Genomic DNA, 22,565 nt, shown 5'->3' with positions numbered 1-22,565 from the left:
TCCTGTCGTGCGAACTCCGGAAGTCGTTACCCGGGCAGAGGCGGGCCGTCGTGGGGCGCGGGTTGTCCGGCGTCCGGCCCGCAGATGTCGTCGACCAGTTCCTCCGCCGCCTCGATGGCGGCCTCCTGGTGCGGCTGGAGTTCCTGCTGGCCCAGGTTGTCGAACCGGAACGGGTCCGGGAACGGCTCCTCCACACCCGCCAGCACCTCGATCACGGCGTGCGCGCAGAACGGCACGTAAGCCTCGTCGTACCCGCCCTCGTGCGCGCACACGATCCGCCCGTCGCACAGCTCGGCCGCCGCGTCCACCAGCATCCTGGCGATTTCGCGGTACCCGCGCGGGGTGAGCATCATGCGGGCCAGCGGGTCGAGCGCGTTGGCGTCGAAGCCCGCCGCGACCATGATCAGGTCCGGCCGGTACCGGTGCAGCGCGGGCAGCACGACCCGGCGCATCGCCTCCAGGTAGCCGCCGGTGCCGGTGCCCGGTGGCAGCGGCAGGTTCAGCGTGTAGCCGAAGCCCTCGCCGGCGCCGCGCTCGGTGACGAAGCCGGAGTTCGGCGGGAACACCCGGTCCTGGTGCAGCGAGAGGGCGAGCACGTCGCGGTCCTCCCAGAACACCGTCTGGGTGCCGTTGCCGTGGTGCACGTCGATGTCCACCACCGCGATCCGCCCGACACCGCGCGTCCGCCGCGCGGCCTGCACCGCGATGGCGATGTTGGCCAACATGCAGAAGCCCATCCCCGAGTCGGGCACCGCGTGGTGGCCCGGCGGGCGGATCAGGGCGTAGGCGTTGTCCACCTCCTGGTCCAGCACGGCCTCCACGGAGCGCACCACGCCGCCGATCGCGAGCCGCGCGATGTCCAGCGACCCCCGCCCGAACGGGCTGCCGCCGTCGCCCGCGTCGCCGCCGGTGTCGTTGGCGTCGGTCAGCCGCTGGAGGTGGCCGGGCGTGTGCACGAGCAGGATCTCGTCGTCGGTGGCCGGGCGCGGCGCGAGGCGGGTCAGCTTGTCGAGCAGCCCGGTCGCCACCACCAGCTCGTGCACCCGGCGCTTGGCCTCGGGATTCTCGAAGTGCCGGAACGGCTGGACGCCCCGGCGGGGGTCGGCGGGCACCAGGCCCGCGTGCGTTCCCGTGTCGTGCCAGCCGTACAGCTCGTGGTACACGTAGCCGGTTGCCATGAGTCGATCCTGGTGTCGGAATCCGCCGGGCGTCCAGCGCCTGCCCGGTTACTCCTGGTCGCCGGATGTGACGGCCAGTGATCGCGCGGACCGTGCGGTGTCTGGGATCCTGGTGACATGCGGAACCGTTCGAGCAGTCCGGCCAGGCCGTCCCGATCGCGGTGGGCAGTGATCGCCGGCGTCGGCCAAGCCCATTGGTTCTTCGGCAACGCCTACGAGGCGATGGTCGACATGCCTCGGCTCCTCGCGGATGCGCAACCGAACCGGTCGCCAGGGCTGCTGAGGGCGGGGAGCCCGCTCCGCTACTACCTCCCGGCGGCACCGGTGACCGTCGTGGCCACGGCGGCGGCTCTGGTCGACAGTTGGCGATCCGGCGGCGACAGGCGTGCGATCACCACCGCCGCGGCGGGCACGGCGTCGGCGGCGGCGCTGACCGCCTATCTGGTGAAGAGGGTCAATCTACGACTGTTGCGGAGTGGAAAGCCGTTGAGCGCAACCGAACGCCGCAGTCTGGCCACGACCTGGCACCGCGGCAACCTGGCACGGCTGGCGGCCCTCACCGTCGCCGCTTGGGCGTTGCGTCGAACGGGCTATGGGGCTGGTCGCTGACGTGAGACGATGGCAGGCGTGAAGGCACGGGCGGAACTCGGCGCCGCGTCCGGCCGGCGGTCGCCTCCGGTCGTCGCAAGTGCGCGCCCGTCCCGGCCCGGCCCCGTGGGGCGGGATTTCCCGGGCCCCGTGGGGCACGGCGTCCCGGCCGAACGCCTCTTGGCCGTGCAGAAAGCCGTCGGCAACCGGGCGTTCACGCGCGCGGTGCAGCGGGTGCCCGCCGCCGGTGGTGGCGCGGCCTGCGCGCCGCCACTCGAACACAGCCGGTTCGCCGGCAACACCCGCCTCCAGTCGGCCGCCCGCAACAGCCCGCCGCTGGGCCAGAGCGAGCGCGGAGATCCGGTCAAGGCGCTCCAACAGGCCCTGCACGACCTCGGGCCGCCCTTCCTGATGCCCAAGACCATGCGCACCGGCGCACCGGACGGCGTGTGGGGCGACGAGACGCGCACCGCCGTGCGCACGTTCCAGGAGCGCAACGGCATCCCACCGGGCGGCCACGAAGCGGGGCTGCGGACGTTGACCAAGCTCGACTGCGTCTACCGGGCGAAGGAGCCGCCCAAAGACGACACGCTGGACCCCGGCGAGGTGCCCGGCCGGATGTCCGCGGCCACCACGAAACCGGCGGCGGCCGACTCGAAGGGCACGGTGAAACAGCGGCCCGAGGGCAAGGTGAGTCTCGACACCGCCACGGCGCTGCCCGCCAAGGAGGACAAGGAGCCGCTCGTCAAGGGCGAGGTCGCCATCGGCGGCCAGTTGCTGCTGGCGACCACGGAGAAGGACCACAAGCCGAAGCTGTGCGACTTCGCGCAGGTGGAGGTCTCGGGACTGGTCAACTACCGCGTGCTGCGCCTGGGCGACCGGGTCGTGATCGGCTCCGAGCCGACGCTGAGCCTGGACCTCCTGCCGTCGCTGTGCCAGGACCGCCACGAGTTCCCGACGCTGAAGCTGCAGTTGGACGTCCTCAAGGTGATGATCTCCGAGCAGGTCGAGGTCGCGCTGGCGGCCGGGGCCGGGGTCAAGGACGCGTTCCGCCAGCCGCGGGGATGGCTCGAAACGGGCATCACCCTGGGTATCGGCGTGGGCAAGCTGCACGGTATCCCGGTCAAGATCGAACTCGGGATCAACGGCGAGCTTCCGATCGCCCGCGACCGCAAACCCGACGGCTCGTTCGACGACCACGCCGAAGTGCACTTCGTCGGCGGCTTCGTGTTCTTCTGACGCGACCCCGTCCGGTCACGACCCGTCGCGGCGCGGGAACCGGTGCTTTTCGATTCCTGACCGGTCCGGGCCGATCCGCGCCCGAAAACGTCCACCACGGACGCATTCCAGGTTCCCCCAAGGTCACCGGCCAACGATCGGGCCGCACGGAAACACACCGAAGGGGGAATTGTGATCGGAGGAATCGCCAGACGGTGCACGGCGGTGCTCGCCGGCGCACTGGCGGTATCGGGGATGCTGCCCCAGAACGCCACCGCGAGCGTCTACACGAGCCCCACCTTGTTCACTCCCGCCGCCGCGATCTGCGACGGTGACGGCGTCACCGGCAAACGGGTCCAGCTCATGTACGTCCGCGGGATCGGCGAGCCGGACCGCTTCCCCGAGATGGAGTCGAACATCCAGGGGTGGGCGGACCGGATCGACGCGGCCGTGCTGGAAGGGGCGCAGCGGACTGGTGGGGTGCGCCACGTCCGGTTCGTGCACCACGCGAGTTGTCGGCCGGTCGTGCTCAACGTCGCCATCCCGGCATCGGAGCTGGACAACGCGGAAAAGGTCGTGGACGCGCTCAAGGCGCTCGGCCATAACCGAACCGACCGCAAGTACCTCGTGTTCGACGAGGGAACGCACGACTGCGGCCTGGCGTGGAACGACCCCGGGGATTCCGACGAGCCGGGGGAGGACAACCCGCTCAACTCGGGTCCGGGGTGGGCCGTGATCGACCGGGGCTGTGCCGACTGGGGTCCGGGCGGGCACGAACTGCTGCACAGCCTCGGCGGCGTCCAGTCCAGCGCTCCGCACGGCACGGAGTTCGGGCACTGCTGGGACGACCAGGACATCATGTGCTACGACGACGGCGGCCTGCCCGACCACGGGCTGAAGATCGAGTGCCCGTCGGCCGAGGAGAACATCGTCGACTGCAACAACGACGATTACTTCAACACCGCCCCGGCGGACGGGACCTACCTGGCGGACCACTGGAACGTGGCCGACAGCCAGTTCCTCACCGCACGAGGGCCCGGCAGTCCCGTTCAAGTCGGCAACCGTGCGGTCACCACGGCACGGGCGGGTGCGACGGCGTACGCGACGAAGTACCAGCTTCCCGACGGCCGGTGGACCGCGAAGGCCAGGATCGTCACGAACGCCGGCAGTCCGTTCCAGTCGTCGGTGCTCGCCGTGCGGACCTCGGCCGGGATCCGGCACGTGCCACCGGACGGCGTCCCGAGGGGCGCCACCGCGCACGTCACCGTCGAGGCCAACGATGTCCTGGACATCAAGCTCTGCGAGGGGAACGCGGACGGGAATCGCGGGTGCACCGCCACCTGGTGGTGATGCCCTAGGTCCGGAGGTCCGGTCACCGCGCCGTGGCCGGGCCTCCACCGCTAAGCCTCCGCCGCTAAGCCTCCACCGCTAAGCCACCACCGCTAAGCCGCCGCCGCCGAGTCCGCCGTGGCCCGGGACGAGCGCCGGAAACGCAGGCGTGGATTTGCGGGGCGAGAGCCGGAACGCGGTGCGTCGGGGCAGCCGTTCTGCACGTGCTGCCCCTGTGCCCGGAGCAACCGGCTGCGACCCTCGTCGTATGGCGGTGAAGTTCACGATCCTGGGCGGCGTCGAGGCGTGGGCGGACGGGGAGCGGATCGACCTCGGCCACGCCCGTCAACGGTGCGTCCTGGTGGTGTTGCTGTTGGAGGCGAACCAGGTGGTGCCGACCGACCGGCTGGTGGAACGGGTGTGGGGCGGTTCCGCGCCGAAGAGCGCGCGGTCCACGCTCTACAGCTACCTGCACCGCTTGCGCAGGAGCCTGCCGGCGGCGGACGGCGCGACCATCGCGCGCCGCTCGGGTGGCTACGCGCTGACCGTCGATCCGGACTCGGTGGACGTGCACCGGTTCACCGCGCTGTCCGAACGGGCGCGAGCGGAGCCGGACGGCGTGCGGTCGCTGGCGTTGTTGGACGAGGCCGTGGCGCTGTGGCGTGGTGTGGCGTTCGACGAGGTGGATTCCCCGTGGCTCAGCGCGGTCAGGTCGCACCTGGACCGCGCGCGCCTGGACGTCGAGGTGAAGCGTGCGGACCAGGCGCTCGACCTGGGCAGGTTCACCGAACTCGCGGCCACGCTGCCCGCGCTGGCGCACGCCCACCCGATGGACGAGCGGCTCGCGGCCCAGTTGATGCTGGCGCTGCACGGCAGCGGCCGGCGGGTGGAGGCGCTGGACCACTACCGGCGGTTCCGGGGCCGGTTGGTGGGGGAACTCGGCATCGAGCCCGGGACGCGGCTGCGGCACGTCCACCGCTACGTGCTGGCCGCCGACACCGAATCCCTCCGCCCGACCGTCCCGTTGTCGGCTTTCACCGGGCGCTTGGACGAGGCTGACAACTGGGAGCCCTTCCGGGTCGCACCGAGGTGACCCGGAAGGGCGGGCGACCCGGAAGGGCTCCGAGCCCGGGTGGGTTCAGCCGATGGGCCGCCACCGCTGGTTGTCGTCGCCTTCGCAGGTCCGCAACACCAGGGCCGCCCCGTTCCACGTGTTCGAGTCGGCGATGGTCAGGCACTTGTGGTTGATGTTGTTGCGCAGTTCGGCCTGGTGCCAGTACCACTGCTGCGCCGTCCCGCCGTGGCAGTCGAACATGCCGATCATCGCGCCGTTGTCGCCGTTGCCGAATGACACGTCCAGGCACTTGGTCGTGTTCAGGTCGCTGCGGAGCAGGGTGTGCTGCAACGCCCACCGCTGACTCGCGTCGCCGTTGCAGTCGTACATGTGCGTCGCGGCGCCGTTCTCCTTGTTGAAGTTCACCACGGAGAGACATCGGTTGTTCATGTTCGACGCGATGAGTTGACCTGCCGCCGCCGGCCCGGCCTGTTGCTCCGGCGCGCTGCTCGCGGAGGTGGCGGCGCCGATGACCACGCTGCTCGTCGCGAGACCCACCGCTGTCAGCAAGAGCGCGAATCGCCGTGACTTGGCCATGTGGAACTCCTCTGCTGGTACGTCGATTCTGCTGGTACGCCAATCGAGTCGATCCGAACTCTGGCCGGGGGACAGGTGAGCGGGGTATCCCCAAACTTGGGGGGTGTCGGCCGCCCCGTCGCCGTGTTCCGCTATTGCCCGGCCACTGCGCCGCGGTCAGACTCGGGGGTATGACTGGCGTGGGGAACCGGTTGCGGCACGAGTTGTCCGAGGCGTCGGGTCGGGGGATCAGCTCGGAGCACCTGGGCGCGGTGGTCTCGCGCGAGATCGCGTCCGTGGTCGCGCACGAAGCCCTGCGGCTGGAGGGGACCAATCCGACGCTGGGGTCCGGTCCGGGTGCGTTCGAGTTCTGGCACGGGTACGAGGCCGACCTCGTCCGGGCCGGCGGCGATCATCGGTCCGACCAGGACACCCAGCGGCTGTTCGGCGACCACGGCGTCGGATGCGAGCTGCGGTTGACGTTGCGCGACGGCCGCGGTGTGTGGGGGACGCTGCGGCTCCTCCGAGCACGGGGCGTTAAGCCGTTCGAGGCTGACGACGCGCGTCGGATCGCCGACCTCGGGCCATCCCTGATCGCCGCGCTCCGCGGCTACGTCACCGCGGGTCCGCTGGCGCCGACCGTGCCCCTGTTGCCGCCGGGCGTCATGATCGTCGGTCCCGACCACAAGGTCCGGTCGGTCACTCCGCAGGCACGCAGTTGGCACCGGCTGCTCGCGCAGGGCCACAACCTCCCGGACTGGGCGAGTGCGGCGTTCGTCGCCGAACTGTCCGTGGTGACCCGCGCACATGCCCGCGATCCACGTGCCCGGCCGCCGGTCGTCTACGGGCCCGCCGCGAGCTACGGCCGGTGGGTCGCCATGCACGGCCAGCCGCTGGACAGCTCCGCCACCGGGGACGTGGCGGTCCTCGTGCAGGCGGCCACGGGCGCCCTGCTGCTCCCGGCCTTCTGCGACTGGTACGGGATCACGACCCGTGAGCGGCAGGTCGTCGCGGAACTGTACGACGGTGCGGCGCCCAAGCAGATCGCCCGCCGACTCGACTTGTCCGTGCACACGGTGAACGACCACCTGAAAGCGGTGTTCCACCGGACCGGCGCCGGAGGGCGCGATGAACTCGTCGCCGCCTTGGGGCAGGGTTGAGGAACGGCTGCGTCGGCCGCCGTCAGCGCGCGGTGAGGCGGGATCGGTCAGAAGGTCCGTTTGGCGGGGGTGCGGCGCGGGCCGGTGGTGTCTCAAGCCCGAAGTGCCGCGCTTGACGGGGAGGCCGGTTTTCCGGATGCTTGAGGTGCGGAGGGGAGTACCCGCCCGGTTCGTGATCGTCATTACGGTCGCTTGGTAGCGGCTCGGTCACGACGTCATCGCGGTTGTCGCGGTGACCGGGGAGACCTCTGGTTCGGATGAGCCGGAGGAGACCCGATGCGTTCCCACGTTGCCGTCGCGCTGTCCGCTGTCGCCCTCGTCGCCGTCGTGAGCGGCTGTGGCGCGGCGCAGGAAGTGGCGCAGACCGCGAACTCGATCGCCGACACCGCCACCACGGTGCAGGTGTGCGCCGACGCGCTGTCCCAGGCCTCCGCCATCTTCGACCCCGGCTCGCCGGAGCAGGCGGTGGACAACGCGCACGCCGCCGCCGACTCGCTGGCCACCCTCGCCGCGTCCGCCGCCGACACCACCGTCAACGAGGCCATCACCGCACTCGCCGCCACCCTGCGCGACGTCACGGTGGACGACCTGGTCGGCCGCCCGGCCGCGTGGGTCGCGACCAAGGCCGATCAGGTGGCCGCGCTGACCAGCGCCTGCGCCCCGTGACGGAGCCGACGGCCGGCGGTCCGGTCCCGATCGCGCTGCCGACCAGCGTCTGTGCCGGACGGTCCCGCTACCTCCAAGGCGGGGAAGAGGTCTGCGTCGAGGTGACCGACGGCGCGGGCCGGCCTTCGACGACCTCCATGTCCGAGCTGCTGGTCCTGACCGAGTTCACCACCGCCAACAGCAGGACGATCGCCGCGAGCACGGTGCCGACCGATGCCGCGATCGCCCGCGCACCCCATCGCGGGAAGTCGCCGGCCGGGTCGTGATCGCGGTCGGGAGCGGTGTCCGCCGGACGAGGGGCGAGGTGCGGGTCGACGGCCAGGCGCTCCCGCACGCGTAACCACTGCGCCAAGCGGCGTTCGTCGTCACAGGCGCGCACGAACGCCGCGAGCAATTCCGGTCGGGGCAGGCCCGTGCCGCGCAGCATGTCGGCCACGGTGCTGCGGGGCAGCACCGAATTCTGTTCCGCGGCCTTCTCTTCCAGTTGGCGCAGGGTGCGGCCGGAATGCTGTTTGAGCAGCCGCAGCAGGCTGACGAACTCCGCGACGTCGTGCGCCGACTCCGGCTGGATGTCGTTCAAGGTCATCGGTTCATCATGGGTCATCGCGCCACCTGCGGCCAGCGCCCTGCCCGGCCCTGTCCGGCTGACCGGACACGACCTGCCTGCCAGGCACGACGCCGGCGAGCTGTCCGGGACAGGCGGACGCCCTTGGCAGGCTTCGGCAACCCTTGCCACGCTGAATCGGCACGTCCATCGGGGCGGTGTGGCCCCGGGTGCGGGAACGGGTCGGTATGACCGGCGTTTCGTTCGAACGCGAAAAGCCCGGTGGCACGCCGGATGTGTCAGAACGGTCGACTGCTGATTTCTTTCTTCACGAAGGGGAGTTCGTCCATGTCATCTCTGCTGCGCCGAACGGCGCGACTGTTATCGGGAACGTTGTTGGTGGGTGCGCTGGTGTCCGCCATGGCGCCGGCCACCGCCGTCGCCGCGACACCGACCACGGCCGACTCGGTCGGTGTGCTGTCCTACCAGGCCACCTACTACGGCTACACGGGAACGTTCCGCGATGCCACGGTGGTCCAGGAGATCGACTGGTTCTCCAGTGGCCGGCTGGAAGCCTTCGGCATCGCGCCCGACCGCACGATCTGGCACGCGTGGCCGGGCAGCGGCGGCTGGTGGCAGATGCCGCACAACGGCAGGGCCGACCACGTCACCAGCGTGGCCTGGAACCAGAGCACCGGAATGCGGCTGGTCGAGGTGTACGTGGCCTCCGGGGGAGGTTCGTTCTGGTGCAGCACCGACCCCGGCAACGGGAGCTGGGGCCCCTGGCAGCGTTGCTAGCCGAGCCGGGCTGAGGGCGGCTCGGGCCGGTAGGCAGGTGGCGCGCTCACGGTGAGCGCGCCACCCACCGGGCGTCGACCCGGCCCGACGTCCGGTGGTTCGGCGTCGACCGCCCGGCGACGCGCCTCGTTACGCTGTCCGGTCATGGGGTCTGGTGAGTACGTTCTCCGGACGGTCGGCGCGGCGGAACTGGCCCGGATGGCCGTTCCGCTGGAACGTCTCTACCGGGGCTGCTTCGCCGACCCGCCGTGGTCCGAGGGCGAGGAGCAGTTCGCCGCCTTCCCCGACCGGCTCGCCTGCCACCTGGGCACGGCGGGCGCGCACGGCGTGGCGGCGTGGGCCGGCGTGGACCTGGCGGGTGTCGTCTACGGCTGGCCGGCGGCGGCCGGGGTGCCCGACAGCCGGTTCTACGCCGGTGTGTTCGGCGCGGTGGACGAGTCCGAGCACCGCCGGCTGCGGTCGCCGGCGCTGGAGGTGGCCGAGCTGATGGTCGACGCCGCCCACCGGGGGCGCGGGCTGGGGCGGGAGTTGTTGCGCCGGTTCGTCGCCGGGCACGCGCCGGCGTGGCTGTGCGTGCACGCCGAGTCGCGGGCGCGGGCGTTCTACGAGTCCGCGGGCTGGGTGGTGCGCGGCAGGTTCACCGTCGCGGACGACGTGCCGCTGCTGGTGATGACCTTGGACGGCGGGCCGGCCTGACGAGTCGCTGAGGTCTCGACTCATGCCTGGCTCTTGCTGTTGCAAAAGACTTGCTGTTAGCTGCTGACGGCAGTGGTGACCTTCCGCCAGGGGTGATACGTGTGCGCCGTCGGTTGATCAGCGTCGTCGTTGTCGTCGGACTGGCCGCCGCGTGCACGTCTCCGGACGGCGGGGGCGCGACCGGCGGCGACGGCCAGTCGATCGTGATCGCGGCCGGCAGCGAGCCGGAGAACCTGAACCCGATCCTCGGCTACGCGCCGGACGGCGCGTCGAAGGTGTTCGACGGCCTGGTGTCCCGTGACGCGGAGCTGCGCCTGGTGCCGGTCCTGGCGGAAGAGGTGCCGACCGCGTCGGCGGACGGTCTGACCTGGACGGCGAAGCTGCGCGCCGGAACCACCTTCTCCGACGGCACCGCGCTGACGGCGGAGGACGTGGTCTTCACCTACCGGTCCGTGCTGGACCCGAAGTCCAATTCCACGGTCGCGTCCCGCTTCGACGCGGTGGCCGAGGTGAGCGCCCCGGACGAGCGCACGGTCGTGTTCCGGCTGTCCTACCCTTACGTGCCGCTGGTGCAGCACCTGACGCTGGGCATCGTGCCGCGCAAGGCGTTCGACGGCGTGGACGTGAACAGCGCGCCGTTCAACACCGCCCCGATCGGCACCGGCCCGTACACGGTGTCGGAGTGGCGCAAGGGCGACCGGCTGGTGCTCAAGGCCAACGAGGGCTACCGGGACGGCCCGCCCGCCATCAAGACGGTGACGGTGGTGTTCGTGCCGGACGACAACGCGCGTGCCACGCGGATGGCCGCCGGGGAGTTCGACGGCACCGTGCTGCCGCCGAAGCTGGCCAAGTCCTACACCGGCAAGCCGGGTTACCGGATCGTGCAGAACCCGTCCGCCGACTACCGCGGCCTGGGCATCCCGTCCGACCTGCCGCTCACCTCCGACCCGAAGGTGCGGCGGGCGATCAACCTCGGGCTCGACCGGCAGGCGATGATCGACACCGTGCTGGCGGGCGCCGGGAAGCCGGCCGCGACACCGATCTCGCCGTACGTCGACCAGTGGTACGACCCGGCCGCCTCGTTCGAGTACGACACGGCCGAAGCGGAGCGGTTGCTGGACGAGGCGGGCTGGCGCAGGGGAGCGGACGGCAAGCGGTCGCGCGACGGGCAGGCGGCGCGGCTGCCGATCCTGTACCCGGCGCCGGACGTGCTGCGCAAGGAACTGGCGCTGGCGGCGGCGAGCGACATCGCGAAACTGGGCATCGACGCGCCGGTCGAGGCGACCACCTTCGAGTTGATGCTGCAACGGCAGAAGGAAGCGGCGAGCATGTGGGGCGGGGGAGAGCCGTACGACCCCGACACCACGGCGTACACCCTGCTGCACTCCCGCTACGCCGGTCAGCCCGGCTACGTCAACATGACGCTCTACCGCAACCCGGCGGTGGACACCGCCCTGGACACCGCGCGCCGCAGCCTCGACCCGAGCGCGCGCAAGCAGGCGTACAGCGACTTCCAGAAGGCCTACGTCGCGGATCCGGGCTGGGCGTTCCTGGTGTTCCTCGACCACACCTACGTGCTGCGGGACAAGTGGGACGGGCAGGCCGCGCAGGTCGAGCCGCACGACCACGGGCTGGTGCACGCGGTGTGGTGGAACCTTGAGCGCTGGACGCCCAAGTCGTGACCGCCATCCCCGCGACGACCGCGCGCACCCGCGGGCGCGGCCGGGCGCTGAGCCTGCTCGTGCTGCGCAGGCTCGCATTCGCGGTGCCGGTGCTGCTGCTGGTCGGCTTCGCGTTGTTCGCGCTCGCCAAGGCGTCGCCGTTCGACCCGGTGGAGCGCTACTTCGGGGTGCGCATCATCGGCGCGTCGCCCGAGCGGGTGGCGCAGATCCGGGCGAACTGGGGCGTCGACCAGCCGGTGGTCGAGCAGTACCTGGCCTGGCTGCGGCACGCCGTCGCCGGTGACTTCGGCGACTCGCTGACCATGCGGCAACCGGTGGCGCAGGTGATCGGCGAACGGCTCGGCTGGTCGGTGCTGCTCGTCGCGGTCGGCTTCGCCGTCGCGTTGCTGCTCGGGCTGGTGCTCGGCACGGTCGCCGCCTGGCGGCAGGGCGGGTGGCTGGACCGGACGATCACCGCGGTCGCCTACGCGCTGGAGGCCGCGCCGGTGTTCTGGCTGGGGCTGGCCGCGCTGTACGTGTTCGCGCTCGAACTCCAGTGGCTGCCCGGCGGGGGCCTGACCGACGCCGACGCCGCGGTGAGCGTCGGGCAGGTCGCCCGGCACCTGCTGCTGCCCGCGTCGGTGCTCGCGATCTCGCAGGCGCCCTGGTACGTGCTGTTCGTCCGGCAGAACCTGCTGGAGTCGTTCACCTCCGACCACGTGATCGGCGCCCGTTCCCGCGGTCTGCCGGATCACCTGGTCGTGTCCGGGCACGCGCTGCGCACGTCGCTGCTGCCGTTCCTGACGCTGCTCGGCGCGCGGATACCCGAACTGATCACCGGGGCGCTGCTGGTGGAGACCGTGTTCTCCTGGCCCGGTATCGCACGGGCCACCGTCGACGCCGCGCTCAACGTGGACTTCGCGCTGCTGGGCGCGCTCACCGTGCTGGCCACCGCGGTGGTGCTGCTCGGCAACCTGCTCGCCGACGTGCTCTACGCGGTGGCCGACCCGAGGGTGAGGCTCGATGGCTGACACCCCGCTGTGGCGGCCCGTCCCGCGGTCGAGGATCGCCGCCGCGAGCACGCCCCGGTCGCCGCGCCGGCGGTTGATCCCGGCCGCCGTCGTCCTGGGCGTGCTCGTCCTCGCGGCGCTCGTGGTGCCCCTCGTGGTCGACCTCGACCAGCAGTACGTCGACCTCGCCTCGGCCAACCGGCCGCCGTCGCCGGCGCACCCGTTCGGCACCGACGAACTCGGGCGCGACGTGCTGCTGCGCTGCGTCTACGCGTTCCGGGTGTCGCTGGCGGTGGGCCTGGTCGCCGCTCTGATCTCGGCCGTGCTCGGCACCGCGGTCGGCGCGCTCGCGGGCGCGGCCGGCGGCTGGCTCGACCGCGTGCTGATGCGCCTGGTCGACGCCGTCGCGTCGGTGCCGCACCTGCTGCTGGGCATCGTGATCGTCGCGATCCTGCGGCCCAGCCTGACCGCCGTGGTGATCTCCATCGGCCTGACCCACTGGCTGACCGCCGCCCGGATCGTGCGCTCGGAAGTCCTGTCGCTGCGTGACCGCCCGTTCGTCGACGCGGCGATCGTCGGCGGCTCGTCCCGCACGCGCATCCTGGTGCGGCACCTGCTGCCCAACGTCGCGCCGCAGGTGCTGCTGGCCACCACGCTGATGGTGCCGCACGCGGTGTGGCACGAGACCGCGCTGTCGTTCCTGGGCCTGGGCCTGCCGCCGCACTCCGCCAGCATCGGCAACATGATCAACGACGCGCAGCGGTCGCTGCTGACCGGCGGCTGGTGGATGTCGCTGGCCCCCGGCGTCGTCCTGATCGCCGCCACCCTCGCCATCTCCGGGCTGAGCGGGGTCTGGCGGGACCGGCTCAACCCCCGACGCAGATCGGAGCTGTCGTGGTGACCGAACTCGTGCTCGACCACGTCAGCGTGCGGTTCACCTTGCCGGGAGCCACCGTGGCGGCCGTCAACGACGTGTCCCTGCGGGTCCGGCCGGGCGAGTGCCTGGCGCTGGTGGGCGAGAGCGGCTGCGGCAAGACCGTGCTCGCGCACGCGCTGCTCGGGTTCCTGCCCGGCAACGCGCAGACCTCCGGAACGGCGACGCTGACCGGTGACGGACCGCCCCTGGACCTGCTCGCCACGCCCGATGCGGTGCTCGCCAAGACCGTCCGGGGCCGCCGCGTCGGGCTCATCCCGCAGAGCCCGGCCTCCCACCTCACCCCGGTGCGCACCGCCCGCGCCCAACTGGAGGAGGCCGTGCGCGTCCACCACCCCTCGGACCCCGCGCCACGCGACCACGCGCACCGCGTCGCGGCCCGAGCCGGGCTGTCGCCGGCCGACCTCGACCGCTACCCGCACGAACTGTCCGGCGGTCTGGCGCAACGCGTGGCGAACGCGCTCGCCCTGGTCGGCGACCCGTGGCTGCTCATCGCCGACGAACCCACCACCGGCCTGGACCGGCCCCTGGTCGACGGGCTCATCGCGGAGTTCCGGCGGATGGTCACGGACGGCCGCGCGGTCCTGCTGATCACCCACGACCTGGCCGCCGCGCACCGCATCGCCGACCGGATCGCGGTCATGTACGCGGGGCGGATCGTGGAGATCGGCCCGACCGCGGACGTGTTCGACACGCCGCGCCACCACTACAGCCGCGGCCTCGTCAACGCCCTGCCCGACCGCGCGTTCACGCCGATCCCCGGCGGGCCCCCGCTGCTCACCGACCTGCCGGCCGGCTGCTCGTTCGCGCCCCGCTGCGACCAGGTGGTCCCGGTCTGCGCCGAGCGCCCGACCCTGACCGACGACGACCACGCCTACGCGTGCCACGTGCCGTGCTGACCGGACTGCGCGCCGAGGCGATCACCGCCGGCTACCACCCACGTCACCACGTGATCACCGACGTCAGCCTGACCGTCCACCCCGGACAGACGGTCGGCCTGGTCGGGCCCAGCGGCAGCGGGAAGTCGACCCTGGCGCGTGTGCTGGCACTGCTGCACAAACCGTCGGCGGGCACCGTCGTGCTCGACGGCGTCCCGGTGACCGGCCACCGCCACCGCGCGCCCCGCCGTCACCGAACCCGTATCGGCGTGCTGTTCCAACAACCCCGCCTGTCGGTCGACCAGCGGATGACGCTGCGCACGGCGATCGCGGAACCCTTGCGCGCCAACGGCCAGCCGGTCGACCGCGTGGACGAACTCGCCGAACTGGTGATGCTCACCCCGGACCTGCTCGCCCGGCGGCCCCACGAGGTCAGCGACGGCCAACTCCAGCGCGCGTGCCTGGCCCGAGCCCTTGCGCTGCGCCCGGCCTACCTCGTGTGCGATGAGATGACGACCATGCTGGACGCCTCCACCACGGCGGCTCTCGTGGCCGTCATCCGCGACTACCAGCGGGAAACCGGCGCGGGCGTGCTGGCCATCTCGCACGACACCGTGCTCCTCGACCACTGGGCCGATCACGTCTCGCGGCTGGGCGACGCCTCCGGTCCGTGAGCCGGGCGCGGGTCGTTCGACCGCGTCGTTGCGTTTCGAGGTGTCGAGTACACGACGGTGGGTAACCACATCGGGTGATCCGTACCCCCGAAACTCCAGCAGAGCGCCCGCGGCGGGTGCGCCCGAGGAGCGTCTTGCACGATCGTGTGAAGGTAGGGGCGACCGAGCGGGACGGCGTCGTGATCGCCGAGGTGCGCGGTGGGATCGACACCGAGAGCTGCCGGCAGGTGCGTGCCGACCTGTTCGCCTGTCTGCGCGGCTCTCCCGACGGTCTGGTGGTCGACCTGGCGGGCGTCGAGTTCTTCGGTTCGCTGGGCATCGCCGTCCTGGTGGAGGTGTGGGAGCGCGCCGGGCGGTCGGGCGTCGCGTTAGCCGTGGTGGCCGCGCGGCGGGCCGTCGCACGGCCGATGAGGCTGACCCGGGTGGACGATCTGCTCGGCTTGTGCTCGACCGTTGACGAGGCGGTGGCCGCGGTACGGGCCAAAGCCGCCGGACCCCACACCGAACCCGATTTCTCGTGGTGGCCGTCGTAGCACGTGCCGGGCTTCCAGTCGGCCTCCGACGAGACGGACCCGGAGGGGTTGGTGGGTGCCGATCATCGGGCATCCGCAGCGATTCCGAGCATGCTCTTGATCAGCGCTTGAAGCGGAACCTCTTGATCAGCGCTTGAAGCGGAACACCGGATCGGGTTCAGCCGTCAACGGCGCTCCGGACCAGGTCGGCGAGATTGCCGAGCCACCGCGCCGCCTGGGCGTCGGAAGTGTCGTCCTCCAGCACCCAGTTGCCGTCCCACGCCACCAGCGTCGCCAGGACGCCGGCGGGCGGCGGGTCGGCCAGCAGGGCGGTGATGGCCTCGGCGATGCGGCGCACGGTGCCGGCGTTGACCTCCGCCAGGCGGGCGAGGTCGGCGCGCACCTCGTCCAGGCTCTCCGCGTCGGCGACGTGGCCGCGCAGGAACGTGCGCACCTGTTCCAGTGGCGGTGGCGAAGGTCGGTTCGCCCGCGCGCGCAGCCCTTCCGGCACCTCCATGGGCATCAGGGTAGCCCCGAGGGGAACGCGGTGACGACGAAGAAGCGCGGCGGGGTGCCGGGCAGCAGGCGCAGGCGCAGCGTCACGTAACTGGTCTGCCCGTAGCGGGCCGATCGCGCGCCGGTGCCGAACATGCCCTGGTTGAAGAAGCCCTCGCCGGTGCGGTGACCCGCGTTGAACGTGCCGTTGTACTCGCCGTTGAGCGCCAGGTCGCTGCGGATCGCCTCCCAGTTGGCCCGCACGTGCTCGTTGACCGTGCGGTTCATGGTCGCGTCGTCGATCCACTTGTACGACCAGTTCTCGGCACGCGCCCACGGCGGGTCGCCGTAGATCCGGCCTTCCACCGTTCGCGTGCCCGGCGCGCCCCGGCGTAGCTGCACGCCAGAGCCGTGCCGTTCGACGCTGTGCGCGCCGTCGGCGGCGTGCGCGGCGTCGTTCTCGGCGATGTTGAGCCGGGGCGGCTCGTCGCCCAGGGCGTTGTAGACGACGGTGGCCTCGCGGACCGCGATCTCCGACCTGGCCGCCTGGACGCGATCGGCGGCCTGCTGCGCGGTCTCGCCGGTCCTGGGCGCCGGGTCGAGGTCGAGCCGGAGTTCCGCGTCGGTGCGCGCCGCCGCGTTGTAAGGGGTCTCCACCGGCCGTGGCGGAGGCTGTTCCTGAACCGGCGGCTGTTCCTGGACCGGAGGTCGGTCGTGGACCGGCGGCTGGTCCTGGGTCGGCGTCGGCGGCCGGTCGTCGACCGGGGGCGGCCTCCGGGGCTCCGCGGCGGGCGGGACGGAGGCCGCGCGGCGGAGCTTGAACGCCTTGGCGAGCCGGGCGGCCAGGATGCCCAGCCCCACCAGGACGGCGGTGATGGCGCCGGCGATCCCGGTGCTGGTGAACTTCTGCAGGTAGCGCTCGCGGGTCGCCGCGTCGATGCCGGACCGGGTGGCGCTGTAGGCGTACTTGCCCAGTTCCGCGGCGGTCAGCGCCGCGTCGGCGACGAGGACGGTCAGGCTCGCCGCCTCGTACGCGCCGAGCACGGCGCCCTCGGCGACCGGCCCGCCGATCCAGGCGATGATCAGCGCCCAGACGCCGATGGTGGCCAGCGTGCCGCCGACGATGCTGACCAGGTGCCGCAACGTGCCCAGGACGTGGTCGAGCCGGTCGACGCCGCCACCGCCGGTGAAGATCGCGCGGGCCTCGGCCCAGAGCTGCGGCCCCTCCTCGACGATCATCGGCACCCAGAACAGGACCTTGACGATGATGTCGCCCAGGACGCTCGCCCAGTTGTCGAGGAAGTCCGACCCGGCGCCGCGCAGGTGCCGCTTCACCCCGGCGCCGAACGTCTCGCCGGGCGGCGCGGCGGTGGTGGTGGCCTGGCGCTGCACCGCGGCCTGGCGCTGCACCGCCTGCGGCGCAGCGCCGCCGACGTGCTCGCCGGACAGGTCGTCGGCCTTGCCCGGCACGGCTCCCGCCAGCGGCGCCGTGGTCGCGACCATCGGCGCGACCACCTTGCCCTGCGGGTCCGCGACGGCGTCCATGATGAACGCGAGCAGCTTGTTGCCCAGCAGCTTGAGGATCTCGCGGACCAGGGCCAGCGCGCCGGCCACCTTGCGCGCCAACGCGATCGCCCCGCGGATGGCCGAGGCGACGGCGTTCTGCAGCGTGCGCCACAGCGCCGAGAGCCGGTCGGCGGCGGCGCGCCAGATCCTGGTGGCGAGGTTCCGCGCGGCGTCGGCGAGCCGGGTCACGAACTGCCGGGCGCTGCTGATCGCGCCGGCGATGGCCGCCGCGGCCCGGCGGGCGCCGTCGCGGATGGCGTTGAGCGCCGACCCGACCCGCTGCCGCACGGCGGAGGCGAACCGGCTGAGCAGCCCGCCGACGCGTTGCCTGGCGGCGTCGAGGATCGCCCCGATCCCGGCCACGACCGAGGCCGCGAGGTTCCGCACGCCGCTGACGACCGCGGAGCCCACCGACTTCACCCGGTCCCACAGGCCGCGCGGCTTGTCGTCCTGCTGGGCCTTCTCCCGTTCGGCCTCGGCCTTGGCGTCGGCCTCCGCCATCGTGCGCGCCGCCTCGGCCCTGGTCTGGCCGGACTCGGCCAGGATCGCCGTGCGCTGCTCGTCGACGATGCCCGCCTTTTGCGCGGTCCACGAGCCGTGCAGGGCGCGGACCTGGGCGTCCGCGCCGCCGACGGCCGCCTGCTGCTGGACGACCGCGTCGGCCTGGGCAGCCTCGACGCCTGCCTTGGCCTGGCTCGTGGTGGCCGCCACCGCCTCCTCGTGTGCGCGGCCGGCGGCCGTCGTCGGTGCGAGCGCGCCGGCGAGCGCTTGGTGGATCTCGGGCCCCATGGTGGCGTCGAGAGCCGCCTTCTCCTCGCCGACGGCGATCGGCGTCGTGCCGGGCGCGGGGACCTCCGTCGGTGCGCCCAGCGTCGGCGACGGCAGCAGGCCCGGCGTGACGACCGGGCGCACCTGCTCGGTCGCGGCCGGCGTCGTGACCGTCGCGGTGGCCGCCGCGGCGGTGATGGCCGACGTGCCGGACGTGGCGAGCCGGTCGGCGGCGGCCGGGTCCGCGCGACCGGCCTGGCCGACCGGCGCGGGCGCGGTGGGGTTCGTGACCGGTATGTCGGGCGCTGCGGGGTCCGTGACCGGCATGGCGGGCCCGGTGGGGTTCGTGACCGGCACATCGGGCGCCGCGAGGTCTGTGACCGGCGCGTCGGGCGTCGCGGCCGGGCCCGGCGCGAGGCCCGTCGGCGCGGGGCGTTCCGGGAGCCGGTCGGCGAGTCCGGTCCTCGTGGTGTCCAATTCGGACGGTGTGGCCGCGACCGCGGCGGCGAGCTGCGTCCCCAGTTCGCTGGGCGGCGCGGCCTGCACCGGGCCGAGGAGCGCGCCCACGTCCAAGCGCTGCACGACCGGGCGCGACGCCACCGCGCCGGACACGGCGCGATTGCCCGCCGCGCGTTGCAGCGCGAGCAGGTGACGTGCCGATCCGGGCTTGGGCCCGGCGCGGGCGGCCGATCGGTCGGTGGCCGGACGACCGGCGGCGTCCTTCCGGCCCGCGTGATCGTCGTGTCCCGACGCGTGCACGCACCCTGTCTACCGGTGGCGCGACGTCGGCAGGGCGTCCCCGCGCACCACTTCACGGGCACTCGTCGCTGCCCTTTCGGCCCAAGATCGGCCAGGGGTCTACTCAGGTGGCGCGGCCTCGATCCGGCCGACTGCGATCGGCGGTCTCGCAACGGAAGCACGTCGTGCCCTCGTCGTCCAAGGACGCCACATGGCGTTTCGCGTATTCCGCCTCGGCCAACCCCTCGGGGTACAAGCCGATGGCGCGTCCCCACTGGCGTCCGGCTTCCGCTTTGTCGCCACGTGCCAGCGCGATGTGGGCGAAGCCCTCCGCGGCACGGGCCTCTTCGCGCCGCACGGCGCGCCGCCGGGCGTGGTCCTCGGCCTGCTCGTACACCTGGTGCGCCTGGTCGAGGTCGCCGAGGGCCAGGGTGGTCTCACCGATCGCGTTGAGCACTTCGCATTCGAGCCTCGTCAGTTCCATCTTCCGCGCCAGCGCCAACGACCGCCGCCCCAGTTCCAGGGACTCCAGCAGGTCGCCGAGCGAACGCCGCACGCCGCTCAGGCCCAGCAGCGCCACGGCCTCGCCGTGCTCGAAACCGTCCGCGCGACTGGTGCGCAGGATTCGTTCGAACTCGCGCAGGGCCTCGTCGTGCCTGCCCTGGAAGTGGTACACCGCTCCGACGCTCCAGGACGTCAGCGGCCTGGCGTGGGGTACCCGGCCGGTCGCGGTCATGGCCAGCGAACGGTGCAGGTAGGTCAACGCTTCGTCGTACCGCCCCAGGTCGCGGTGGACCACGCCGAGGCCGTTGGTGATCGACGCGCGCAAGATCGTGTCCGGGGCGTGCGCCGTCAACGCCTCGGCCGCGTGGAACGCGTCCCGCGCCTCGGCCAGGCGGTCCTCCACCACGTGGAGCCCGCCCAGGTCGTTGAGCTGGGCCGCTTCGGCGTCGCGGTCGCCCAGTTCCCGGGTCAACTCCAGCGCCTGTTCCAGATAACGCCTGGCTTCGGCGGGCGACCGCCGCTCGCGGCACACCACGGCCAGGCCTTGCAGGCAGGCCGATTCGCCGCGGGCGTGGCCGGCGGCGCGGGCGGCACGCAGGCCTCCTTCGAACAGCTCGAACGAACCCTCGCCGTAGTACCGCATCCGCAGTGACGGCTGGAGCACGCAGGCGAACTGCCAGGCGTGCCGGTGCCAGTCGTGCGCCGCGGTGTACCGGGCGACGGCGAGCAGGTTCTCGTGCTCCGAGCCGAGGATCTCCACGGCGTGCGACGCCGAGGAAGCGGCACGCACGTCCTTCGGCGGCCGGTCCACGTCGGGCGGCTGGTTGTACAAGCGGTTGTCCAGGTCCGCCGACCACGTGTGCGCGGCGTGGAGGTAGTAGTCGAAGAGGCGGTGCAGCGCTGCCCGGCGTTCGTCCTCGCCGTCGGTCTCGACGAGGACCTGGTGCGCGCAGTCGCGCACGAGGTCGTGGAAGTAGAAGCGCCCGGCGGTGTTCTGCCGCAACAGGTTGTCGTCGAACAGCGTCTCCAGGTCGTACTCGGCCTGGTCCAGGGGGCAGTCGGCCAGCGCGGCGGCGCTGTAGGCGTCGAAATCCGTGCCGGGGTGGAGGCTGAGCAGCCGGAACAGCCGTTGTCGTGACGGGGGCAGGCAGTGGTAGGACAGTCCGATCACGGCCGTGACGCTGCGGTCTTCGACCTGGAGGAACTGCTGGCGTCGGGTCTGACTGTCCAGGCGGTCCACGAGATCGGCGACCGTCCAGGTCGTCCGGTCGCGCAGGCGCGCCGCGGCGATGCGGATGGCCAGCGGCAGCCGACCGCACAGTTCCACCGCCCTGGCGACCGTCTCCTCCTCGCCCACCACCTGCGGCGCGCCCGCCACGCGCGTGAACAACGCGACCGCGTCCTGGCGGGGCAGCACGTCCAGGGGCATCGGCACCGCGCCGTCGAGCGCGGTGAGCTTGCGGCGGCTGGTGACGAGCACGAGGACGCCCGCCGTTCCGGGCAGCAGCGGCCGGATGTGCGCGGCGTCGACCGCGTTGTCCAGGATCAGCAGCGCCCGGCGGCCGGCCATGTGCGATCGCCACAGGGCACTGCGTCGTTCCACGCCGAACGGGACGATCTCCGGCGGCACGCCGCTGTCGCGCAGCAACGCGTCCAACGCCTGTTCGGGGGTGATCGGGTCGACGCCGGGGCTGAAGCCGTGCAGGTCGATGAAGTACTGCCCGTCCGGGTAGTCCGCCGCGATCCGGTGGGCGAGGTGGACGGCCAGCGCCGTCTTGCCGACGCCGCCCATGCCGTCGATCGCGGAGATCACCAACGCGGTCGGCAGCGCGCCGTGCGTCTCGGCGAGCAGTCGGTCGAGTTCCGCCGACCGGCCGGAGAAGTCCCTGGTGTCGTGCGGCAGGTAGGACTTCGCCGCCGGCTCGCCGCCGGTCCCCGGTTCGCCCGGGGTGCGCGGTAACCGCGCCTCGACCGCGGGCTGCGCCGTCTCGTCCGATGGGGGCGGTGGTGCGCCGAGCGCGGTCGGCGGCGCGTCCAGCACGGTCGGCGGCGCGGCGCGCGGGGGATCGACGACGGTCCCGCCGAGGATCGCCGCGTGGAGCCTGCGCAGCTCGATGCCGGGGTCCAGGCCGAGTTCCTCGGCCAGCACCCGTCTGCCCTCGTCGTAGACCGCCAGCGCGTCGGCCGGTCGGCCGCCGCGGTGCAGGGCCAGCATCAGCAGCCCCCGCAGGGACTCCCGCAACGGGTGTTCGGCGACGAGTTTGCGCAGGTCCGCGATGACCGCACCGGCTTCGCCCAGGTCCAGGCGCAGCGCCAGCAGGTCCTGGACGACGGCCAGGCGCTGCTCGCCCAGGCGTGCCGAGGCGTTCGCGACCTCCTGGCCCTCGACACCGGTCAGCGCGTCGCCCCGCCACAGTTCCAGCGCGGACTCCAGCAGCCGGGCGGCCTCCGGCAACCGGCCGGCCGCACGGGCCCGCGCGGCGTCGCGGGTGCGGGCGCGGAAGTGGTCGACGTCCACCGCGCCCTCGGGCAGGTCGAGCCGGTACCCCACCTCTGTCCGGGTGAGCACGTGGTCGCCGTGCGCCGTGGCCAGCGTCTTGCGCAGCGCGGCCACCGCGTTGTGGACCTGCTGCCGCACCGACTGCGGCGGGTCGTCCCACACCTCGTCGACCAGCCGGTCGACCGGCACGACCCGGTTGGCGTTCAGCAGCAGCAGTGCCAACAGCTTCCGCTGGCGCACACCCGGCACGCGCACCACCTCGCCGGACGAACGCATTTCCAGCGGCCCGAGGATCAGGAACTCCACCACTCGCCACCCCATGGACGTCTTACGCTCCCACATCGGCGCCACGGGGGCGATCGACACGAGCCGCGCCCCGACACCTCCGCCTCAGCAGGTCTACCACGAGTAGCCGATGAGTAGTGGGTGGATAGCGCATGTCGCTAAGATGGGGCGGTCAGCAGTGTGTGGAGAACGCTCCGACATTCGTTGAGCACGGTTCTCGACGCTCGAACGGG

21 protein-coding genes are annotated in these 22,565 nt (G+C 72.4%); 14 read left to right on the top strand and 7 right to left on the bottom strand.

Annotated features, from left to right (window positions below):
* Nucleotides 1-26: 26 nt before the first annotated feature.
* Nucleotides 27-1,178, bottom strand: coding sequence for a class II histone deacetylase (locus ACQPZF_RS24415; protein WP_433260547.1), 1,152 nt, complete (start codon nucleotides 1,176-1,178; stop codon nucleotides 27-29).
* Between the two features lie 117 nt (nucleotides 1,179-1,295).
* Between ACQPZF_RS24415 and ACQPZF_RS24410 the strand changes: the two genes are divergently transcribed.
* From ACQPZF_RS24410 to ACQPZF_RS24395, 4 genes are all read left to right on the top strand, one after another.
* On the top strand, nucleotides 1,296-1,787 hold the full coding sequence (locus ACQPZF_RS24410; RefSeq protein WP_433260545.1) for a DUF1772 domain-containing protein: 492 nt from the start codon (nucleotides 1,296-1,298) through the stop codon (nucleotides 1,785-1,787).
* Nucleotides 1,788-1,796: 9 nt separating this feature from the next.
* The gene (locus ACQPZF_RS24405) at nucleotides 1,797-3,005 is read left to right on the top strand and encodes a peptidoglycan-binding domain-containing protein (RefSeq protein ID WP_433260543.1); all 1,209 of its coding nucleotides are present in this window, start codon (nucleotides 1,797-1,799) and stop codon (nucleotides 3,003-3,005) included.
* A gap of 171 nt (nucleotides 3,006-3,176) precedes the next feature.
* Nucleotides 3,177-4,334 (top strand): ricin-type beta-trefoil lectin domain protein, encoded by a 1,158-nt coding sequence (locus ACQPZF_RS24400; protein ID WP_433260541.1) that lies wholly within the window; start codon nucleotides 3,177-3,179, stop codon nucleotides 4,332-4,334.
* A gap of 247 nt (nucleotides 4,335-4,581) precedes the next feature.
* On the top strand, nucleotides 4,582-5,406 hold the full coding sequence (locus ACQPZF_RS24395; RefSeq protein ID WP_433260539.1) for an AfsR/SARP family transcriptional regulator: 825 nt from the start codon (nucleotides 4,582-4,584) through the stop codon (nucleotides 5,404-5,406).
* A 45-nt stretch (nucleotides 5,407-5,451) separates the two neighbouring features.
* On the opposite strand, the gene ACQPZF_RS24390 is transcribed toward ACQPZF_RS24395, so the two are convergent.
* Nucleotides 5,452-5,964, bottom strand: coding sequence for an RICIN domain-containing protein (locus ACQPZF_RS24390; RefSeq protein ID WP_433260537.1), 513 nt, complete (start codon nucleotides 5,962-5,964; stop codon nucleotides 5,452-5,454).
* Nucleotides 5,965-6,134: 170 nt separating this feature from the next.
* Between ACQPZF_RS24390 and ACQPZF_RS24385 the strand changes: the two genes are divergently transcribed.
* Both ACQPZF_RS24385 and ACQPZF_RS24380 read left to right on the top strand, forming a co-directional pair.
* Nucleotides 6,135-7,103 carry a helix-turn-helix transcriptional regulator gene (locus ACQPZF_RS24385; RefSeq protein WP_433260535.1) on the top strand — a complete coding sequence of 323 codons (969 nt, stop codon included), beginning with the start codon at nucleotides 6,135-6,137 and terminating at the stop codon, nucleotides 7,101-7,103.
* A 276-nt stretch (nucleotides 7,104-7,379) separates the two neighbouring features.
* Nucleotides 7,380-7,769, top strand: a complete 390-nt coding sequence (locus tag ACQPZF_RS24380; protein WP_433260533.1) for a bacteriophage spanin2 family protein — start codon at nucleotides 7,380-7,382, stop codon at nucleotides 7,767-7,769.
* A gap of 67 nt (nucleotides 7,770-7,836) precedes the next feature.
* Here the strand turns inward: ACQPZF_RS24380 and ACQPZF_RS24375 are convergent, their stop codons facing one another.
* Entirely contained in the window at nucleotides 7,837-8,355 is a 519-nt protein-coding gene (locus ACQPZF_RS24375; RefSeq protein WP_433260531.1) for a helix-turn-helix domain-containing protein, read from the bottom strand.
* Nucleotides 8,356-8,661: 306 nt separating this feature from the next.
* On the opposite strand from ACQPZF_RS24375, the gene ACQPZF_RS24370 reads away from it, so the two are divergent.
* A complete protein-coding gene (locus ACQPZF_RS24370) occupies nucleotides 8,662-9,111 on the top strand; it encodes a hypothetical protein (RefSeq protein WP_433260529.1) in 450 nt (149 codons plus the stop codon).
* Here the strand turns inward: ACQPZF_RS24370 and ACQPZF_RS24365 are convergent.
* Nucleotides 9,108-9,257 (bottom strand): hypothetical protein, encoded by a 150-nt coding sequence (locus ACQPZF_RS24365; protein ID WP_433260528.1) that lies wholly within the window; start codon nucleotides 9,255-9,257, stop codon nucleotides 9,108-9,110. The genes ACQPZF_RS24370 and ACQPZF_RS24365 overlap by 4 nt on opposite strands.
* Here ACQPZF_RS24365 and ACQPZF_RS24360 point away from each other — a divergent pair.
* From ACQPZF_RS24360 to ACQPZF_RS24330, 7 genes are all read left to right on the top strand, one after another.
* The gene (locus tag ACQPZF_RS24360; RefSeq protein ID WP_433260526.1) at nucleotides 9,256-9,807 is read left to right on the top strand and encodes a GNAT family N-acetyltransferase; all 552 of its coding nucleotides are present in this window, start codon (nucleotides 9,256-9,258) and stop codon (nucleotides 9,805-9,807) included. The two genes, ACQPZF_RS24365 and ACQPZF_RS24360, sit on opposite strands and share 2 nt — an antisense overlap.
* Before the next feature lie 101 nt (nucleotides 9,808-9,908).
* Complete coding sequence (locus ACQPZF_RS24355; RefSeq protein ID WP_433260524.1) at nucleotides 9,909-11,489, top strand: ABC transporter substrate-binding protein; 1,581 nt, start codon at nucleotides 9,909-9,911, stop codon at nucleotides 11,487-11,489.
* Nucleotides 11,486-12,499 carry an ABC transporter permease gene (locus tag ACQPZF_RS24350; RefSeq protein WP_433260522.1) on the top strand — a complete coding sequence of 338 codons (1,014 nt, stop codon included), beginning with the start codon at nucleotides 11,486-11,488 and terminating at the stop codon, nucleotides 12,497-12,499. The genes ACQPZF_RS24355 and ACQPZF_RS24350 overlap by 4 nt, the downstream gene beginning before the upstream one ends.
* On the top strand, nucleotides 12,492-13,379 hold the full coding sequence (locus tag ACQPZF_RS24345; RefSeq protein WP_433260520.1) for an ABC transporter permease: 888 nt from the start codon (nucleotides 12,492-12,494) through the stop codon (nucleotides 13,377-13,379). Before ACQPZF_RS24350 ends, ACQPZF_RS24345 begins: the two co-directional genes overlap by 8 nt.
* Nucleotides 13,376-14,311, top strand: a complete 936-nt coding sequence (locus ACQPZF_RS24340) for an ABC transporter ATP-binding protein (protein ID WP_433260518.1) — start codon at nucleotides 13,376-13,378, stop codon at nucleotides 14,309-14,311. The genes ACQPZF_RS24345 and ACQPZF_RS24340 overlap by 4 nt, the downstream gene beginning before the upstream one ends.
* Entirely contained in the window at nucleotides 14,293-14,964 is a 672-nt protein-coding gene (locus ACQPZF_RS24335; RefSeq protein WP_433260516.1) for an ABC transporter ATP-binding protein, read from the top strand. Before ACQPZF_RS24340 ends, ACQPZF_RS24335 begins: the two co-directional genes overlap by 19 nt.
* 134 nt (nucleotides 14,965-15,098) lie before the next feature.
* Nucleotides 15,099-15,497 carry an STAS domain-containing protein gene (locus tag ACQPZF_RS24330; RefSeq protein ID WP_433260514.1) on the top strand — a complete coding sequence of 133 codons (399 nt, stop codon included), beginning with the start codon at nucleotides 15,099-15,101 and terminating at the stop codon, nucleotides 15,495-15,497.
* A 157-nt stretch (nucleotides 15,498-15,654) separates the two neighbouring features.
* Here the strand turns inward: ACQPZF_RS24330 and ACQPZF_RS24325 are convergent, their stop codons facing one another.
* The 3 genes from ACQPZF_RS24325 to ACQPZF_RS24315 form a co-directional block, all read right to left on the bottom strand.
* Nucleotides 15,655-15,993 carry a hypothetical protein gene (locus ACQPZF_RS24325; RefSeq protein ID WP_433260512.1) on the bottom strand — a complete coding sequence of 113 codons (339 nt, stop codon included), beginning with the start codon at nucleotides 15,991-15,993 and terminating at the stop codon, nucleotides 15,655-15,657.
* A gap of 5 nt (nucleotides 15,994-15,998) precedes the next feature.
* Nucleotides 15,999-19,064, bottom strand: coding sequence for a hypothetical protein (locus ACQPZF_RS24320; protein ID WP_433260510.1), 3,066 nt, complete (start codon nucleotides 19,062-19,064; stop codon nucleotides 15,999-16,001).
* Nucleotides 19,065-19,167: 103 nt separating this feature from the next.
* Complete coding sequence (locus ACQPZF_RS24315; protein WP_433260508.1) at nucleotides 19,168-22,413, bottom strand: AfsR/SARP family transcriptional regulator; 3,246 nt, start codon at nucleotides 22,411-22,413, stop codon at nucleotides 19,168-19,170.
* Nucleotides 22,414-22,565: the final 152 nt, after the last annotated feature.

The sequence above is a fragment of the Actinosynnema sp. CS-041913 genome (assembly GCF_050942485.1).
In the GTDB taxonomy this organism is placed as follows: Bacteria; Actinomycetota; Actinomycetes; order Mycobacteriales; family Pseudonocardiaceae; genus Actinosynnema.
This window is presented reverse-complemented; position numbering and strand designations above follow the sequence as displayed.

Excerpts from the sequence above, each read along its gene's own strand:
- ACQPZF_RS24325 (WP_433260512.1), bottom strand. The coding sequence starts at position 15,993 with ATGGAGGTGCCGGAAGGGCTGCGCGCGCGGGCGAACCGACCTTCGCCA.
- ACQPZF_RS24345 (WP_433260520.1), top strand. The coding sequence starts at position 12,492 with ATGGCTGACACCCCGCTGTGGCGGCCCGTCCCGCGGTCGAGGATCGCC.
- ACQPZF_RS24380 (WP_433260533.1), top strand. The coding sequence starts at position 7,380 with ATGCGTTCCCACGTTGCCGTCGCGCTGTCCGCTGTCGCCCTCGTCGCC.
- ACQPZF_RS24395 (WP_433260539.1), top strand. The coding sequence starts at position 4,582 with ATGGCGGTGAAGTTCACGATCCTGGGCGGCGTCGAGGCGTGGGCGGAC.
- ACQPZF_RS24370 (WP_433260529.1), top strand. The coding sequence starts at position 8,662 with ATGTCATCTCTGCTGCGCCGAACGGCGCGACTGTTATCGGGAACGTTG.
- ACQPZF_RS24375 (WP_433260531.1), bottom strand. The coding sequence starts at position 8,355 with ATGACCTTGAACGACATCCAGCCGGAGTCGGCGCACGACGTCGCGGAG.
- ACQPZF_RS24360 (WP_433260526.1), top strand. The coding sequence starts at position 9,256 with ATGGGGTCTGGTGAGTACGTTCTCCGGACGGTCGGCGCGGCGGAACTG.
- ACQPZF_RS24365 (WP_433260528.1), bottom strand. The coding sequence starts at position 9,257 with ATGACCGGACAGCGTAACGAGGCGCGTCGCCGGGCGGTCGACGCCGAA.
- ACQPZF_RS24390 (WP_433260537.1), bottom strand. The coding sequence starts at position 5,964 with ATGGCCAAGTCACGGCGATTCGCGCTCTTGCTGACAGCGGTGGGTCTC.
- ACQPZF_RS24415 (WP_433260547.1), bottom strand. The coding sequence starts at position 1,178 with ATGGCAACCGGCTACGTGTACCACGAGCTGTACGGCTGGCACGACACG.
- ACQPZF_RS24410 (WP_433260545.1), top strand. The coding sequence starts at position 1,296 with ATGCGGAACCGTTCGAGCAGTCCGGCCAGGCCGTCCCGATCGCGGTGG.
- ACQPZF_RS24385 (WP_433260535.1), top strand. The coding sequence starts at position 6,135 with ATGACTGGCGTGGGGAACCGGTTGCGGCACGAGTTGTCCGAGGCGTCG.
- ACQPZF_RS24405 (WP_433260543.1), top strand. The coding sequence starts at position 1,797 with ATGGCAGGCGTGAAGGCACGGGCGGAACTCGGCGCCGCGTCCGGCCGG.